Source organism: Aliidiomarina sedimenti (assembly GCF_003986955.1).
GTDB lineage: Bacteria > Pseudomonadota > Gammaproteobacteria > Enterobacterales > Alteromonadaceae > Aliidiomarina > Aliidiomarina sedimenti.
In genome coordinates this window covers 1-18320 of the sequence record NZ_PIPN01000007.1, presented here as the reverse complement: position 1 = coordinate 18320, position 18320 = coordinate 1, and the positions used below count along the sequence as shown (strand labels likewise).

The 18320-nt window shown below is 51.2% G+C and carries 13 protein-coding genes and 1 tRNA gene; 12 read left to right on the top strand and 2 right to left on the bottom strand.

The window, feature by feature from the left end; all coding sequences use genetic code 11:
• Positions 1–7 precede the first annotated feature (7 nt).
• Positions 8–3085 carry a serine/threonine-protein kinase gene (locus tag CWE12_RS13190; RefSeq protein WP_126790185.1) on the bottom strand — a complete coding sequence of 1026 codons (3078 nt, stop codon included), beginning with the start codon at positions 3083–3085 and terminating at the stop codon, positions 8–10.
• Between the two features lie 384 nt (positions 3086–3469).
• Between CWE12_RS13190 and CWE12_RS13185 the strand changes: the two genes are divergently transcribed.
• The 6 genes from CWE12_RS13185 to CWE12_RS13160 all read left to right on the top strand — a co-directional run bounded on the left by CWE12_RS13185 (position 3470) and on the right by CWE12_RS13160 (position 14248).
• Positions 3470–4174, top strand: coding sequence for a flagellar brake domain-containing protein (locus CWE12_RS13185; RefSeq protein ID WP_126790184.1), 705 nt, complete (start codon positions 3470–3472; stop codon positions 4172–4174).
• A 151-nt stretch (positions 4175–4325) separates the two neighbouring features.
• The gene (gene rpsU, locus CWE12_RS13180) at positions 4326–4541 is read left to right on the top strand and encodes a 30S ribosomal protein S21 (protein WP_126790183.1); all 216 of its coding nucleotides are present in this window, start codon (positions 4326–4328) and stop codon (positions 4539–4541) included.
• Positions 4542–4753: 212 nt separating this feature from the next.
• Positions 4754–6502, top strand: a complete 1749-nt coding sequence (gene dnaG / locus CWE12_RS13175; protein WP_126790182.1) for a DNA primase — start codon at positions 4754–4756, stop codon at positions 6500–6502.
• 126 nt (positions 6503–6628) lie between these two features.
• Positions 6629–8464 carry an RNA polymerase sigma factor RpoD gene (gene rpoD, locus CWE12_RS13170; protein ID WP_126790181.1) on the top strand — a complete coding sequence of 612 codons (1836 nt, stop codon included), beginning with the start codon at positions 6629–6631 and terminating at the stop codon, positions 8462–8464.
• A 228-nt stretch (positions 8465–8692) separates the two neighbouring features.
• Positions 8693–11272, top strand: coding sequence for a TonB-dependent receptor (locus CWE12_RS13165; protein WP_126790180.1), 2580 nt, complete (start codon positions 8693–8695; stop codon positions 11270–11272).
• A gap of 234 nt (positions 11273–11506) precedes the next feature.
• Positions 11507–14248, top strand: a complete 2742-nt coding sequence (locus tag CWE12_RS13160; protein ID WP_126790179.1) for an ExeM/NucH family extracellular endonuclease — start codon at positions 11507–11509, stop codon at positions 14246–14248.
• Positions 14249–14324: 76 nt separating this feature from the next.
• On the opposite strand, the gene CWE12_RS13155 is transcribed toward CWE12_RS13160, so the two are convergent.
• Positions 14325–14783, bottom strand: coding sequence for a hypothetical protein (locus CWE12_RS13155; RefSeq protein WP_126790178.1), 459 nt, complete (start codon positions 14781–14783; stop codon positions 14325–14327).
• A 176-nt stretch (positions 14784–14959) separates the two neighbouring features.
• Between CWE12_RS13155 and CWE12_RS13150 the strand changes: the two genes are divergently transcribed.
• The 6 genes from CWE12_RS13150 to CWE12_RS13125 all read left to right on the top strand — a co-directional run.
• Positions 14960–15035: transfer RNA gene (locus tag CWE12_RS13150), tRNA-Ile, on the top strand.
• 485 nt (positions 15036–15520) lie between these two features.
• Complete coding sequence (locus CWE12_RS13145; protein ID WP_126790177.1) at positions 15521–16219, top strand: hypothetical protein; 699 nt, start codon at positions 15521–15523, stop codon at positions 16217–16219.
• A gap of 106 nt (positions 16220–16325) precedes the next feature.
• Positions 16326–16598, top strand: coding sequence for a hypothetical protein (locus tag CWE12_RS13140; RefSeq protein WP_126790176.1), 273 nt, complete (start codon positions 16326–16328; stop codon positions 16596–16598).
• Positions 16599–16723: 125 nt separating this feature from the next.
• Positions 16724–17608, top strand: coding sequence for a TIR domain-containing protein (locus CWE12_RS13135; protein WP_126790175.1), 885 nt, complete (start codon positions 16724–16726; stop codon positions 17606–17608).
• A gap of 89 nt (positions 17609–17697) precedes the next feature.
• The gene (locus tag CWE12_RS13130; RefSeq protein ID WP_126790174.1) at positions 17698–17964 is read left to right on the top strand and encodes a hypothetical protein; all 267 of its coding nucleotides are present in this window, start codon (positions 17698–17700) and stop codon (positions 17962–17964) included.
• Positions 17965–18169: 205 nt separating this feature from the next.
• On the top strand, positions 18170–18320 hold a 151-nt coding region (locus tag CWE12_RS13125; protein ID WP_133306975.1), incomplete at its 3' end, for a transposase.

Genomic DNA, 18320 nt, shown 5'->3' with positions numbered 1-18320 from the left:
AGCCTTTTTAAAGGAAAATCAAATCACGCCGCGAGGTGTGGCGGCAGGGCAGATCAAAGAGTTCCTCAACCGCCAGTGCGAGGCGCTCGATGCGCTGCCAGATCTCTAGCATGTAGCGTTGTGACGGGTCCTGCGCCCGGTTAGCTTCACATTGAGCGATAAGGCCGGGGCTCACATCGTCTCCGTTTAGACTGACCACAATTTCCTGCAATATCAGGTTGGCCGGGTTCTTCGCCAGTTCGATCTGGGTACCTGGCAGGTTCTTCACCATTTCAATAAGTTCGGGACGAAGTTCGCTGAGCAGCGGCTCACCAGCCCAGACGATAGCACTGCTGGCATGCAGGTAGGCCCGGTTGTAGTGCTCGCTGGTGGTTTTTTCCAGGGTTTCGCGTAAAGAGCGTAAGTCCGCAGCGTCTTCGGTCAGGCGCCAGCGTTGATAGTCGATGACGAGTTGCCGCGCATGGTTCAGCGCTGCGACTTTTGACGGCGACTCATCGAGCACGTGCTGTGCTCGTTCAAGCTGTTGCAAAGGCGGCAGTTGGCGCAGCTCAGCGGGCGGGGCAAACAGTTTCAAATCTATCAGCAACAAGCTAAAGAACCCGATATGGGGGAAGGTGTCGCGGCCCTCGACGATTTGTTGATAGGTGCGCTGTTGCCACTGCGTGTATGCCGGGTCGTCCTCGGACAGACGATAAAGCATATGAGCTAAGGTTTGCGCATAGTTGTAGGCAATCACACCATGGTTTGGAATTGCCTGGTGGCTTTGCGCCAGATACTCGATGGCGTCCTGTAAACGCAGGCGGGCCTGCTGGTTCTCGAGGTATGAAGCCCGATGACGTAGGTTTGCGCCCACGTTCGCAGCCACCGTGGGAAGGTTTGGCGCAATGCTATAAGCCATCTGCAGAGCGTCTTCATTGCGTTGCCAGTAGTGTTCGCTGCGCTCACCTGAAGTCAGCTCCGCCATATTCCGATGCTGACTAGCCAGGTTCAGATAGAACGACGGCCCGCGGTGCGCCTCGGGAATGCGCTCAGCGATAACCTGAGCACGCTGCAATAAGGGTTCGATGCTGCGTCCCAGGTTCGCCAGCGTGGTTTGTTGGGTGCGGATCTGGTTGAGATAACTTAAATGAATGGCGGTGGTTATACGGGACTCCGTGCCTCGCTCCTTTGCATAACGAAGGGCAAGTTCATAATGGCGGGTGATCTGACGAATAGCTGTTAATGCTTCCTCAGTCGACTGACTGGTGTGTCGGCTCAGCAACGAACCCTGATGATGGTGATACATGGGGTGCTCGCTGTCTACTTCTCTGGCGTAGCGCAGCTGCTGTGCCGCCAGCTGATGCCAGCGTTCAAGGTTTTCACCGCCAGGCCCGGGGTAATAGTGAACCAGCTCCAGGTAGGCCGAGGCGAGTCGAATATAGCTGCCTATCGACGATGGAGTCTGGGCTGCAAGGTTGTCTCCATAGTATTGCATGCTCTCAATCAGGGCGTCGGTATCGCCAGGCACCTGGCGTACCAGGGTATTGAATAATGCTTCAATCGCTAATGAAAGGCCTAACTCGTAGCGGGGGTAAAACCAGCTTGGGAACTCACCGTTTTTCAGGATCGAATCTGCCGCCACTTCATCACCGTTGAGGTAGGCTCGCATGGCGCGCAGGTAATCGGCGGGCAGGTCACTGCGTTCTACACTGTCGAGGTAATGCAAGGCAGGTAAGCGGTGAGTGCTATGGGCCAGGGCTAAGGCGTCTTCCCGCGAGCTGGCTGACGGCAGATTAAATGCCTGTGAACGGGCAACGGTGTAGAGCCGCTGATGCACAATTGCCAACGCCATCGCGGTGCTGTCGGAACGCTCTCCGAGTTGCCAGGCCTGGGTCAATGCACTTTGCGCTTCCGTATTATTACCCAGTTGAACAAAGAGGCGGCCAGCAGAGGCGTAATGATCAGCGCTAAGCCATTTGGGCAAGTCGTGGGCGCGCTCAACCCATTGTCGCGCCGCGTTTCGCAGTTGCTGCAATTCATCCCGCGAGGCATGTCGGGGCGATCGGTATATCGCATCGATCTGGCTTTCCAGACGGGTGACCTGTTCGTGCATGCGCACCTGTTCTAACTGGCGGTCTCGCATATGGCTTTGGTAAAAGCCGGCAGCAAGGATTAATAACAGCCCTATGATGGTGGCTACCAGAACGGTACCGCGCAACCAACGGTTGCGCTGCCACAGGCGCTGGCCGCGGTACCACGGGTTGCGTCGCAGTGAGATGGGTCGCGACTGCAGAAACGCGCGTAAGTCAGCCGCTAATAAAGCGGCATTCGCGTAGCGTTGGGTCGGGTCGGGTTGTAAACAATGGCGAATAATACATTGTAAATCGCGCGGCAGAGTTTCCAGTCCCTGATCACTGTGCTGGCCGGTTAAGACCATGCGCAGAGTGGCGCCAAGGGCGTAAATATCGATACTGGAGGTTAAGCGCGCGCCCTCAGTAAAGCGTTCCGGGGCCATGTAATGCTCGGTTCCGACACCCGACGCTGAGGAATGATGGTGACTATCGGCGATGCCGAAGTCGACCAGTACCGCGGTTAACGGATTACTGTCCTCCTGGAGGACGATATTGCCGGGTTTAATATCGCAGTGCACAATGCCTTTTCGGTGCGCTTCTGCGATCGCATCACAGACTTGTGCAATAAGTTCGACGCGCTGACTGATACTGAAATGTTCACGCCAGTGATTGAGGTGCTGGCCTTTAACCAGTGACATCACCAGATAGACCGCGTCACCTTCTTCGGCTACTTCATAGACCCTGCATATGTTGGGGTGGTCGAGTTGCGCCAGCACACGGCCTTCGGCCAACAGACGTTTGCGTTCCTGCAGGTCACTGCGGTGAATAAACTTGATAGCGACGTCGCGATGGAGCTGATTGTCGTGGGCTTTAAAGACCGAGCCGGAGCTGCCATGGCCAATTTGTTCGAGGCAGCGATAACGCGTGTTAATCGGGTACGGAAAGGTGCGGCGCGGGGCATCCGTTGCCGAAGGCGAATCCGATGGTTGTGAACCGGGAAGATAAGTGTCCTGGTCGTCATAGGATGACGTCATTGAAGTTCCTTTCCTTATGCCATGCACCGATTGTATCAATCTTTTAACGTAAATTAAGTATATTCACGGCAATTGACGTCAATTATCGATGCTGTAAAGGTGCTCGAACGACTAATGTTAGCACTCACTCTGAACCTGTTAGTTGCGCTGTATCAGCATAGGGTTATCGGGCAAACCTGGTCTGCGCCTTGCACTCTTTACGTAAGTGGGGGCGGTGGTGACTTTCGCGTTCGAATATACCAGCCTTTGACGTGCCACCGCTGCCCTCACTCCTGCCTCTGAAAATTTTTTAACCCCCTTCTTTTTTGTTTTCGATAAGGTGCTTGATATAGACAACAATCGCACCGACAATAGGGCTCTATTGCAGGTAGTACAGGGAAAGGAATGACCGAGTTAAATATGTCCGTGGCAATGAAATCTATCCCCGTCGATCTCGAGGTTGTAATGGGGATGCAAAGCCACCGGATTAGAGCCACCTGGGTTGGACAGCGGGAAGGTGAATACCTGGTTATCGATTTACCACGCAAGTATACCTGGCGTGATATGCAGGAATGGTTCTATAACGCGACATCGGTAGTGGTACGTGGAGTGCTGGCAACGGGCCAGGTCTTCGCCGCTGAAAGCCGGGTGCTGGGAATGGTGGCGAAACCTTACCGACAGCTTTACTTGTCGGCGCCTGACAAGCTGGAAGAGCGTTCACTGCGCAAAGTGCCACGCATTCAGGTCGATATTGACGCCAAGCTGAGTTTCGCCGCGGAGCTTCCAAAACCGTCGGGCGTGCCCGCAGACTTTACTGGCATGCGAGGCCGGGTGACCGACCTGTCACGCACCGGAATTGCGTTTGAAAGCTCAGAAAAGCTGCCCTTTGTGCGCGAGCTTTTTATGAATAAGCTGGTTGATCTTGAATTATTTGACGAAGGCCAGTCGTTAAACAGCGTATTGGGTGAAGCAAAAAGTTGCCGGGTGACCGACAGTGGCTTGCTTAATTTTGGTATTGCAGTTGATACCCGTAACCGTGATTACGCGCAGGCATTGGGTCAGCTGATCCTTGCATCCCGTCATATTAAAGCCGTATTACGCGGTGAATAGCACAGAATTTTGAGCAACTTAATGCCAACCCAGATCGAATTCTGATCTTGGGGTTTACAGCACAGGGTTATTTGTTTAAAATTCAGCACCAATTTTATTCGTAGTGGTTAAAAGTTAACCAGCAGCCAAAGTATCTTGAGGTGAGATTTTAATGCCAGTAATTAAAGTGAAAGAAAACGAACCGTTTGACGTAGCATTGCGTCGCTTCAAGCGTTCATGCGAAAAAGCAGGTGTGTTGTCAGAAGTTCGCAGCCGTGAATTTTTTGAAAAACCAACTGCAGAGCGCAAGCGTAAGAAAGCAGCTGCGGTAAAGCGTCACGCTAAGAAGTTGTCGCGCGAAAACGCTCGCCGTACGCGTTTGTACTAAGGTTTTCTTTCTGGGGTCTTTCTGGCGTCCTGCTCTGGCGCTGAAAAAGCCGCCAGGCAGACAGAAAAACCGTGCTCCAGGCACGGTTTTTTTATGCTTAGGAAATGCCTTAGAGAGTGTCTTAAAAGATGCCTCGAAGGATGCGTTAGCAAAGCGGTTGGCTGAGAATAGCAACGCTAGGTTTCATCGAATGAAGCGAGTAAAGTAAGGGTATGGCTGGACTCATTCCAAAAGACTTTATTCAGGATCTAATCGCCCGCGCTGATGTTGTCGAGGTGGTAGATTCGCGTGTCCGTTTGAAAAAAGCAGGCCGCAACTACCAGGCCTGCTGCCCGTTCCATAATGAAAAATCCCCCAGCTTCACCGTCGCCCCTGACAAGCAGTTCTATCACTGCTTCGGGTGTGGGGCCCACGGTAATGCGATTGATTTCATCATGGAGTACGACGGCCTCGACTTTCCGGATGCGGTTGAAGAGCTGGCGTCGATGATGGGGGTTGAAGTGCCCCGTGAACAAGGTGGTGGAGCTGGCAAACCGGTTGATAAACAGCAACAGGCCGACGACTACGCACTGATGGAAAGCTGTGCCCGGTTTTTTGCCCAACAGTTGCGTAACCACCCGCAAAAAGACCGGGTTATTAACTACCTGAAAGGCCGTGGGCTCAGTGGCGAAACCGTGAAAGCCTTCGATATCGGCTATGCGCCGGATGACTGGGACGCGGTGCTAAAGCAATTTGGTGGCAACAAAAGTGTTCAGCAGCAGTTGCTGTCGCTGAAACTAATCACAGAGAATGACCGCGGGCGGCGTTATGACTTTTTCCGTGACCGGATCATGTTTCCGATCCGTGATCGACGTGGCCGGGTAGTCGGCTTCGGGGGCCGGGTGCTTGATCAGGGCGAACCCAAATACCTGAATTCGCCGGAAACCCGGATCTTTCACAAAGGTCGTGAGCTCTATGGCTTCTGGCAGGTCAAACAGGCCCATAAGCAAATCGAGAGTGTGGTGCTGGTGGAAGGCTACATGGATGTGGTGGCGCTGGCTCAGTATGGCGTTACCAATGCGGTGGCGTCGCTGGGGACGGCGGCGACCTCCGATCATTTGCAGCTGCTGTTCCGCCACAGCCCGGTGGTGGTGTGTTGTTTTGACGGCGACCGTGCTGGCCGCGATGCCGCATGGCGAGCCATGGAAAACGCACTGCCGTTGTTAAAAGACGGCGTCGACATGCGCTTCTTGTTTTTGCCGGACGGGGAAGATCCGGATTCTTTGGTTCAGCGCGAAGGTCAGGCCGGATTTGAAAAACAGTTAAAGAATGCTCGTCCGCTGACCGATTACTTTTTCGACCATTTAAAAACGTTGCATGATATTGGCACTTCAGCTGGCCGTACCGGGCTTGCAGGGCAGGCGGAGAGTCTGATTGAGCGGGTTTTGAGCGATAATTTTAAAGCAGAATTACGCACTCAGCTGAATACATTACTTGGCCGCAACGCAGAAGTTGAGAGTCTAAGCTTGAAAAAAGCGGTCACCGGCTCCACTAAACGTACAGCGGCGAGCACATCAAAACAGATGACGCCGGTATTGCGTGCGATGGGGCTGCTGGTGCAATACCCCTATTTGGGGAAAACAGTGGCGGTCCACGACGAATTAGTCGACCTGAATATGGAAGGCGCCAAAATATTCGTCGCGTTGCACAAGCAGTGCCATGAAAAAGACCTGAGCACCGCGCAATTAATGGAAAGCTGGCGCGATACCCGTTACGCAGACAGTTTGCGGCGTTTAGCAAGCTGGCAGCACGGAGTGCTTGAGGAGAACGTGGAAAAGGAGTTCGGGGAAACTTATTTGTTCCTCATCGACAGTTATCTGGAACAACGGCTGCAGGTTTTGCAGTCGTTAAGCGGGGAACAACTAACCCGTGAAAAACTTACGGAAATCGAGCAGTTACTGAAGTTACTGAAAGGCCGGTAGAAAGCGCTTTTACCTAGCTTGGGTTAGGGCAAAAGTTAAACTAAAACTGGCCCGGAAACGTATATTTTGGTATAATGCTTGGTCATTCCATGAATTCTCAAGTCATTTTCTGAGGTGATCGTCTGTATGCAGACTCGGCAGTCGCAATTAAAACTTCTTATTGCTAAAGGTAAAGAGCAAGGTTACTTAACCTTTGCAGAAGTGAATGACCACTTACCACAAGATATCGTTGATTCGGATCAGATCGAAGATATTATCCGGATGATCAACGATATGGGTATCAAGGTGTTTGAAAGCGCACCTGATGCCGATGACTTGATGATGAGTGAAGACAACGCGGACGAAGATGCAGCAGAAGCTGCAGCGGCCGCTCTTGCGACTGTGGAAAGCGAAATTGGTCGTACTACGGACCCGGTACGCATGTACATGCGTGAAATGGGTACGGTAGAGCTGTTGACCCGCGAAGGCGAAATCGTCATCGCCAAACGCATCGAAGAAGGTATTAACCAGGTTCAGTGCTCTGTTGCAGAGTACCCTGAAGCGATTAACTTCCTGCTTGAACAGTGGGATGCCTACGAAGCTGAAGAAATCCGTCTGACTGAAATCATCTCTGGTTTTATTGACCCGAACGAGGTCGATGAAGCGCCTGTGAGTGCCACCCACGTGGGTTCAGAGCTGAGCAACGACCAGTTGAAAGACGAAGACGGCGACGATGACGCCGATGAGGACGATGAAGACAGCGCAGATACCGGTATTGACCCGGAATTTGCCCGCGAGCAGTTTACTGCGCTGCGTGATCAGTACGAGACCACCCGGCAGGTTATCGCTAAGCACGGCCGTGACGACAAGCGCGCCCGGGTTGAAATCGATGAACTGAGTGAGCTGTTTAAACAGTTCCGTCTGGTACCAAAACAGTTTGATCGCCTGGTGGCCGACATGCGCGCGATGATGAATCGTGTCCGTGTCCAGGAACGTTTGATCATGAAGCTCTGCATCGAGCATGCGAATGTGCCGAAGCGCACCTTTGTCCAGGCCTTTGCAGGCAATGAAAATTCAATGGCATGGTTCGAGCAGTTAGTTGATTCGAAGCAGAACTACTCGGCTGTGCTGAAAGAACAACGCTACGAAGTCGAGCGTTGCATTGGTAAGTTAGTGGCGGTGGAAGAAGAAACCGGACTGACCATTACCAAAGTGAAAGACATTAACCGTCGTATGTCGATCGGTGAAGCGAAAGCACGCCGGGCGAAGAAAGAAATGGTTGAAGCCAACCTGCGACTGGTTATTTCGATTGCGAAGAAATACACCAACCGCGGTTTGCAGTTCCTCGACCTGATCCAGGAAGGTAACATCGGCTTGATGAAAGCAGTCGATAAGTTTGAATACCGTCGTGGTTACAAGTTCTCGACCTACGCAACCTGGTGGATCCGTCAGGCAATTACCCGTTCTATTGCTGACCAGGCACGGACCATTCGTATTCCGGTGCACATGATCGAAACCATCAACAAACTGAACCGTATTTCACGGCAGATGTTGCAGGAAATGGGTCGTGAGCCATTACCGGAAGAACTGGCAGAGCGTATGCTGATGCCGGAAGACAAAATCCGCAAAGTACTGAAAATCGCGAAAGAGCCGATTTCAATGGAAACCCCAATCGGCGATGACGAAGATTCGCATTTGGGTGACTTCATTGAGGACACCACACTCGACTTACCGGTCGATGCAGCAACCTCAGAAAGTCTGATGAATGCGGTGCGTGAGGTTCTGGGTGGCTTGACCGCTCGCGAAGCGAAAGTATTACGCATGCGCTTCGGTATCGATATGAATACCGACCATACGCTGGAAGAAGTGGGCAAACAGTTTGATGTTACCCGCGAGCGTATCCGTCAGATCGAGGCCAAAGCACTACGCAAGCTACGTCACCCAAGCCGCAGTGAACAGCTGAAGAGCTTTCTCGACGAATAGCATCGAGCAAAAACAGATTTCCTGTTGAAAAATACCCGCGTTATAGCGGGTATTTTTTTGCCTTGAATCAGACGATCGTCTGATATTCATTTCTTTTATGTTAGCTATTTTTGTTTTTGACAGAATATTTACATAACAACCGTTGTGTAAATATTACTAAAATGTAACAAGTAACCTGCACGTTACGAAAATACATGGCTTTGCCACAAAAAAACAAGGATAACAAAGATGAAATCACGCTTCCGATTTTCGCTTTGTGCTGTAGCGATAACCTCTGTTCTTTCCTCACCTGCTGTTCTGGCTCAACAACAAGACACCGATGAAGAATCGGTTGAACGTATTCAGGTGACGGGTTCCCGTATCAACCGTACCGACATCGAGGGCGCGTCGCCGATAACGGTTATTGACCGCGACCTGATCGATTCCTCCGGCTACAAAAACCTCCAGCAGTTGCTTGAACGAATGCCTTCGGCAGGGGTGGGGACGTTCTCAACCCGTGGCAACAGTCAGGATTCAACCGCCAATGGGGGCGCCGCCGTCAGCTTACGGGGTCTCGGCAGTGACGCTACACTGGTGCTGATTAACGGTCGCCGTGTCGCGGTATCCTCGTTTGCCGAAGGAGTGGCCAATTCATTCGTCGACATCAACTCAATTCCGGTGGCCGCGATTGAACGGGTCGAGATCCTGAAGGACGGTGCGTCGGCGATTTACGGCTCGGACGCTGTTGCGGGTGTGGTCAATATTATCTTACGTGACGACTTTGAAGGCACTGAGCTGAGTGCAAGTTATGGTGGTACCACCGGCCCAAGCTACGACGAAACCAATGTCAGTGCCGTTTGGGGTACCGGTGACATGGACAGCAACACCACCATCATTTTTGATTACTTCAATAACAGCTCCATCATGGGTTCAGAAATGGGCCGTTTCGGAACCGCTGACCAATCTCCATGGGGCGGCAATGATTTTCGTTCCTCGCGCGGCTTCCCGGGTAACTATGTAGTAGATGGCGAAGTTGTGGTCGACCCGGACTGCCCGGAAGACAGCACCTTTGGCGTCTCATGCGTGTACGATTACGGTCCGGCTACCATGACCATTCCGGAATCAGAACGGGTCGGCGCGATGATACTGGCGCACCAGCGTCTGACCAACAACGTGGAAGCGTATCTCGAATTCAATGTGCAACATAACAGGTCCAAGGCCGGTGGTGCCGCGACACCTTTGGATGCAGACGCGGGATTAACCGTCCCCGGAGACCATCCGGATAACCCCTTTGGCGAAGATCTGCTGATTAACCGTCACCGTACTGTCGATGCCGGGCCACGGGTTTGGAGCATCGAGTCAGACACCCTGCGGTTGGTTGCGGGCTTGCGTGGTGATATTAATTTCTGGAACTGGGACCTGTCGTTCCAGAAAGGACGCAACTCTGCCCTGCAAACAGGTAGTCGGGATCAGGGTTGGGTGCGCACCGATTTACTGCAGGAAGAAATCAATGCCGGCCGTTACAACCCGTTCGGCGGTACTATCAATTCACCTGAAGTTATTGACGCCATTACCACATCGCTGGTGCGTCGTGGTAAGTCACATATTACTGCGGTAGATGGCAGCATTGCAGGTGACGCCTTCGAGCTCGGTGACCATACGGTAAAAATGGCGGCCGGTTTTGAATACCGCGAAGAAGACGTGTTTGACCAACCGGATGACCAGTTCCAGCGCGGGCTGATTTTTGGTACAGAGTCAGTGCAGGCTGAAGCCAAGCGTGATCAGTGGGCCGCCTATGCAGAGTTCCTGGTGCCGTTAAGTGATGCGTTCGAAGTGTCAGTGGCAGGTCGCTACGACGATTACAGTGATTTTGGTTCAACCTTTAATCCACAGTTCAAAGTTCAGTATCGGGCAACCGATGACCTGCGCTTTCGCGCTGCATACGGCGAAGGTTTCCGTGCGCCGTCACTGGCGCAAATTGGTCTCGGGCCATCTCAGGTATCGCAGTTCTTCGTCGACACCTATCGCTGCCCGGACGGCGATCCGAACAACCCGGCTTGTGGCTCCACGGACTACACCATTGTCTTTAGCGGCAATGATGACCTGGAAGCAGAAGAATCAGAAAGCTGGAACGTAGGGGGGGTGTGGCAGGTTAATGAAGCGTTGGATCTGACCGTAGATTACTGGTCAATTACTCAGGACAACAAAATTGACCGCAACGACTTCGAAACCGTTTACAACGAAAACTGCAACGACCAGGACAGCACCATCTGTGTGCGCCTGCCAGCAAACCCGGGTGACGAGCTGGGTGAGTTGTCTACCCTGTTCAACAGCTATGTCAATATCAGCTCTCAGGAAGCGGCGGGTGTCGACTTCTCAACCAGTTATCGGCTACCGGCAAATGACTACGGCGATTTCCGTTTTGGCTTTGACTGGTCGTGGATGACCACGTTTGAACGCAATGGCATCGATTATCTGGGTGAGTATAACTACCCGGAACATCGTTGGATCGCCAGCACCGACTGGACCCGTGATCGCTGGGGCGCCACTCTAAGCGTCAGCTACATAGGCGAATTCCAGGACTACAAGTCACCACAGGATGTCGAGACCACTACAGTACGCGACATTAGCGCACAGGCGTTACTCGACCTTCAGTTCCGTTTCGACGTGAATCAGTCGTTACGGCTTTCTGTCGGTGGGACCAACATTCTGGATGAAGATCCTCCGTTTGCAATTGGTGACGGCGACGGCGACCTCTACGGCTACGCCTCAGGTGTGCACAACCCGCGCGGGCGTTTCCTCTACGCCCGTGTGAACTACAGCTTCTAACGTTCACCAACCGATTCTACCCTCCCTGGTAGAGAAGACCCCGTTCGCGGGGTCTTTTTTTATTCGCCGGTGAAAACTAGCCCATTTTTAGCTCTTTTGGGGCGTGGATCTGTCACCTAAAAGACATAACAACGCGTTAACATCTTGAGGCTTGAATCGCTGCGAAGCTAAATCAGGGTTTTGGGGTACGACGAGTAGCTTTGCATCATGACTATAAAAATCCGGAGAATACGGATGAGAGTTTTACTCACAGTCGCTACCCTGGCGCTGAGCGCGCCTGCGTTCGCGTCACAGCCTATTGCCTACTGGGCACAGAATGACAACGAATTAGTCGACGGCGGTAACGGATTCACGCCAGCTTCATTTCCTATGCCTGCCGATGTCGGTGAAGGCAGTCTGTACCTGAACAACTTCAATGATGACGTGCAGGACGGTGCCTATCGCTTTATCCAGAGCTTTTCAGGCTCAACCAGCAATGCGTTGCCGGGCTTTGGCTCTGGCGGGTCGCTGTCGCCTCAGGGCGGCGCTGGTAACAGCAACAACGGCATGTCGGTGGTGATGGAGGTGGACACCTCTGAATTACAGGACATCCACGTAAGCTGGGCCCAGCGTGGTACCGCCACCGGCTTTGACAGTCGAGAGTTTGCCTGGTCGGTAGACGGCAGCAACTACACAGTGGTTGAAACCGATACCGGCGCCCTGGGCTCGTCTTGGTCAGTTGAGAACTATGATCTGTCCGCAGTCACAGCACTTAACGACCAGCCCAACGTCTATTTCCGCATCACTTTAGACGGTGCATCCAGCCAGAACGGCAACAACCGCTTTGACAACCTGCTTGTCAGTGCAACCAACGCGGCTGACGCCGACCGCATTACCGTGTATGACAACGATTTCAGCAGCGACCCCTTTAATCAGGGTTGGTATGAGGTCAATGTCAGTGGCAACGAACGCTGGCAGTGGGACGGCGACTTCGACAATATCAGCCTGGCACCTTATGTGGGTGGGCAGTGCCAGTCCAATGAAAACTGGCTGATATCGCCACGTTTTGACTTCTCGCGTCAGTTTGATGAGCGTCTGGCGCTTGATATTGCGCGCGGCTTCCCCGGTGATAATCCGCTGGAAATATATTACAGCGAAAGCTACGACGGTGAGGACGAGATTGACCCCGAACAGTGGCAGTTGCTCACCGTTATCGACAGCGATGACTTTAATCAGAATAACGTTCCTCAGCGGTTTGATGGCTTCGAACAGCTGCAGGATATCGAAGGCTACGGCTATATCGCCGTGCGTTTTAGCTATCAGGATGGTGACTGCGGTACCTGGCGGGTTAGCGGCATTGAGCTAACCGCCGATGTTGAACTGAATACGCCGGACGAATTTGCCTGTGGCGCGCCGGCAACACCCATTCACTATGTCCAGGGCGAAGGCTTCCAAAGCCCGCTGCAAAATGCATTTGTGCATCTTGAAGGGGTTGTGACTGGTTCGTTCCAAAGCACCGAAGATGGCGGCTTAGGTGGTTTCTTCCTGCAAACGGCGGACGCGGAGCAGGACAACAATCCGCTCACCTCAGAAGGTATTTTCATCCATGACGACAACTTTGGCCGCAGTGTCTATCGCGGTGATATTGTCCGCGTCGCCGGGGTGGTGAGCGAGCAGTTTTCCGAAACCCAGTTGGGTACGATCAGTGATGTCGAGCTCTGTGCCAGCAATCATCTTGATCAGGTCAGCCCGGCACTGGTTGAATTGCCGGTTATTGACTCGATTGAATTTGAAGCCCTTGAAGGCATGTGGGTAGAAACCGCGCAGGAACTGGTGGTCACTGATGTCTACAATGCGGTTCGTTTTGGTGAAATCCAGGTTTCCTCGCAACGCCTGTACCAGCCAACCCAATTGGTCGCCCCGGGAGAGCCGGCACAGGCACTGCAGGCCGCCAATGACCTTGACCGGTTACTCATCGACAACGCACGCAGCGGCTCAAACCGTTTACCCTTTCTGACTGGTGCCGATGGTGTCAACGAACTGTCCGCCAGCAACCCAATTCGGGCGGGATACACCCTTGAGACCGGGTTTGATGGACTGATGGGCTTTGCGTTCGACGCGTACCGGGTACGTGCATTGACCGACCCTGAATTTATAACCAGCAGCAACCCACGTCACGAAGCGCCAAGACGCCGTAGCCAACTGCGCATCGCCAGCTTTAACGTCGAAAACCTGTTTACCACCTTACAGGGGCCCGGTGTAGGTTGTGGCCCGAATGACTTGTCATGTCGAGGCGCCAACACCAGCAGCGAACTGGAGCGGCAGCTGGCGAAACTGGTGGCAGCCATTAGTGCAATGGACGCTGACATTGTGGCACTGGTTGAAGTTGAAAACGACGCCAATGACAGCACCCTGGCCACACTGGTCAGCGAATTAAATGACGCCAACCCTTACGACAACTGGCACTACCTCGCCACCGGCGAAATGGGCACCGATGCGATTAAGAATGCGTTTGTGTATCGCTCGCGCCGGGTTGAACCTGTTGGCGACTACGCCGTACTCGACTCCAGCGTTGACCCGGACTTTGACACCTCACGGCAACGTCCGGCCTTGGCGCAAAGTTTCGCCACCCGCAATGGCGGGCGCTTTACAGCGGTTAACGTACACCTGCGCTCGAAAGGGTCCTGCCCGTCGGACAACGGGCCTGATGCTGATTCGGGCGACGGGCAGGGCTGCTGGAATCAGTGGCGCACCTTGTCAGCCGCGGCATTGGCACGTTGGTTAGCGGATAATCCGACAGGTGCTGGCACAGCCAATCATCTGATTTTGGGTGACTTTAACGCCTATGCGCAGGAAGACCCGCTGACCACCTTATATGATGCCGGCTACGTTAATCTGGCAATGGCTGAGAATGAGGGTGAATCCGACTATTACAGCTACACCTATTTTGGTCAGGCAGGCAGCCTCGATTATGGGTTAGCCAGCCCGCAGTGTTGATAGTGATACAAGTGTCCGACATAGCAAAGCCGCTCGTTTGAGCGGCTTTTTTGTAGACCGAGGTTTGTGGTTCGAATTAAGCCCTTGAGCGTATGAAACGTTCACGCAGCGTTTGGTCTGAAAAAGTGGCCGGTAACTGCAGTACGTAGAAGATGACAGCAAATAAAACGCACATCACTATGAGAGACGGGTAGAACAGTATGTCGACCGTTGAGGCTGTCACCTGAAACCAGTGCCCGGCAGCAAAAAAGGCTATGGCAGAGCTTGGAAGAGCAATGACGAGGACCGTTGAGACCAAATTTTCAACGTACTTGGCGTAGCTTTGACCCAGCCCGTGCTCTTTGCGTAAGCGCCGACTACGTATGGCAAAATCAGAACCGTAGTTGAAATATATCATCAGCGAAAAACCTAAGCCCATCAGTAATGGAGCCCAGGGATAGGAGGCCAGGCCTGCGATAACCAGTGTATTGGCAAGTATCGTCAGCGCATGGCGGCGGATAAGCGCCCGTTGGATAGCCAGTGGTAGTTCGCGCATGAGATCTCCCTGTTTTTCAACTTCACATCTACGATGCACAAATAGTGACCGATTAACAGTTAAATAACAAGGTAAAAGTTGCACCAGCCGCCGCCCATCCCTTATACTCCCACCGCTTGTTTTCAAGCACCTACCTTCAGAAGTTCCGGCAACACGCCCACAACTTCACAGCATACGGCCCCTTAGCTCAGTGGTTAGAGCACCCGACTCATAATCGGTTGGTCCCCAGTTCAAATCTGGGAGGGGCCACCAATCTTTTCAATGGCTTACGTCATTTTTTTGGCTTGTCAAAATCCCCCGGCACACCCTGAGGTCAAGTATGGGGTCTAGTTAGGTTTTTGCGCTTCGAGTAACTTTACCTCATGGGGTGAGTTTAGCGTAGATGACCTTGTGGCTCTATAGTCGTTTGCTGAGTCCGTTAGCCTCGTCATCAGTGCTTAGTAGCTGAAACGCCTCAAGCAACCGCTCGTTTATGGTCACATCGCTGCGTATTTATACTTGCCCGGTTAAATTAACTTCTGTAAGGTCAATAACATAAACAGCGACGCCACGGATATGAGGCAAAGCGTACAAGCTAAACGAGCATGCTCAGTTTGTTTTCCAAGGGAAAGAGCCTCCTCTGTTATAATTCTTTGTCATTTCAATAACCTGATTCCAAATCAGGCCGATAAAACGGTTTGATAGGTTGTGATTGCACACTATTAAAATGTTCTGTCCATCAGATATAGGAACGATAAATGTTCGAAGTGCTCCATCCATATGACAATACACTTATTACTCATCCGGATTACATTAAGCTAGCATTGGATAATGGATTTCAGCGGACAAACGACTATGTAGGAGGTCGATGCCCCGTTTGTAAAAGGGAGATGAAGGTAAGAGCTGGGCACAAGAAGGATGATGGTCATTTTTATCATAACGATAGTGAATTCTGTCCTACTAAAGATCCCGCATCCCGTCCGTATTTAGGGAAGGTGGCAGCTCAAATTGACCCCCATGCCGTTAACCTAAATCGTAAATTTGTAAGGTCTAATATAGAATGTATCTGGAGCAGGTTAAGTGAGATTGTTCCCTATCTAGACCTCTTGGAATTCATCGCGATTTTGAAAGAGGCAAGGCGCCTGAATGTGTATGGCTATGTAGGGGGGGTGCCCGAACTTATTCCTTACGTTTTTGTGACATTGATAAATTTCCTGCCAAGCAAAAGCCGTGAACAGAAGAGAAAATTAAAGTTCTGCTTCTTTTATGATTCATCAGTTAAAAAGTATGAAGACCTCTGGATAGATAAAGGTATTAATAGCGACCTCGTAAGAATTTCATATAAAAACTCTGAGACCATTAGAGTCAAAATATTTGATATGGAGTATCAATACCTTTCGCGCCAGAAGTTTAGGCTTTCTGAGAAGCAAAAAAACTGGGTCTTGGATGAAGTCTAGATATAACAAATGCGTCAACGGGACTGGCTTTCCGCTGGCGCTCCAAACCGGCCCGTTACGCTGGCGTTATGTGCTTCCGCACGAATCGAATTTATAGGAGTTCTCCATGGCTGAGTGGGATGGACTTAGTGAAGATGCCCAAGACGTCTATGTAAATCTTGGGTCTAGAAATCATAAAACTATAAGCAAGATAAAAACTAGTCGTCTCGTTAATGCTATACGTGAATCACAATTCGTAGGTTACGACGACGGCTCCCCATATAAATGGCTTATGTTTGAATATGAAAGACGTAAAAGCCAAAAGAATTGGATACTAGGAGTTGGCGCCTTAATTGTTGCGGCCACGGGCGTTCTAGTAACTTACCTTGTTGCCAATTAAACACATAACCAAGCGCAGCAGTTCGCGCCTTCGGCGCCGGATGCCCTTTCCGCTGCGCTACAAGGGCCCGCTCCGCTGTGCGCTGCGTTAGAGCAACGATTCTTAAATTCGTAGAAGGTTTTCGCATGGATGTTTTTATAAGTTGGTCTGGAGACAAGAGTAGAAAAGCAGCAGAGGTGTTGAGAGATTGGCTTCCTAGCGTGATTCAAGCTGTTACGCCTTACTACACTCCTAAAGACATTGATAAAGGACAACGTTGGTCCAATGATATAGCTGGAAAGCTGAATGTCTCGCATTTTGGCGTCATATTGGTTACTCGAGAGAACCTAAATGCTCCGTGGATTTTGTTCGAAGCTGGCGCTTTATCGAAAAACGTCGGATTTTCTCACGTGTGTCCGATACTCCTCGATCTAAAACCGACTGACCTGTCGGGCCCTTTGGTCCAGTTTCAAGCAACTGCCTTTTCGAAGGATGAAATGAAGACTCTTATTGCGGCAATAAATGATGCTCTTGGAGACAATAGAATTAATGAAAAGAACTTGGACAACATTTTCGAGAAGTGGTGGCCTGACCTAGAGCAAGCGGTTGAAAAGATTATTCTCGAGGATTATTCAAAGGACGAAACTGAAGAAATTCGATCGGACAGAGATCTTCTTGAGGAAGTTTTGAGACTTGTTAGGAAACACGAATATAGGAGCTTTGACTCTGGTAACAGATTACTCGATAAGCTCAACCACAAGCACGTCAGTTACAGCGAGAGCAACAAAACTATAACCATCTGGCTTGGCGAAACATCACCCTATGAGATACATCTGGATCAAATTGGGTCTGGTTCTCAGCTTTTGGACTTCATTCTACAGGTAAATCGAAAAGGCAGATCCAAACCAGAACATATCAAAGGTTTCCTCGACTGCATCGAAGAGCTCAGCGATCGATACTTCAAAACAAATGCCCAAGGTGTTTTTTGCCCTCTTGGCACGAACAAAAGCGTTGAGTGGCCTGAAGAGTAAAGGGATCTAACAATTGGCTGTTGCCTGACGTACCTGCTCTGCCGCTCCGGAACGAAGCAAAGCCAGATGTTAGCACGAAAGGAAAATGCATGAGCACATTTAAATACAAACCGTATTATAAATTTGATGGCCAAACTCACTCAAGTCCCTCGCGTGAAGAACTATCGCCAGAAGAAGCGGAAGAACGTGTAAGGTGCTTTTTTGAAGATATTGCTCATTACTTTGAAGATAATATCGCTATCAATAAAGAGGGTGACCTCGTTTCGATTTCTGGTGACATCAAACAATCAGATTGCGATGAGTTAGTAAAGAAATGTTTAAATAGCCTAGACCTATTTGCACACAAAATATCGTGATATGTGCTAGCGAGGCTCTGCAATACGCAGTCTTCGGCTGCTGGACTCGCTATGTTCGCCTCTCTCGCGGCGTTAGACCTAAATAGGAATAAATATGCCCAAGCAAGCACTCTATAAGGAATTCATGGCCATGACCTCTCCCCCACGAATAGAACCATGACATCGATGAGATTTCCATTAAAATGGGTCAAGTGGAGATCTCAAAATGAAAAAACGTTACAGCGAAGAACAAATCATCAAGGCCATCAAAGAGCACGAGGCTGGAGCCAAGGTCGAGGACATTTGCCGTCGCCTAGGCATATCCAATGGCACTTTTTACAACTGGCGCAGTAAATACGCTGGTATGGAAGTCAACG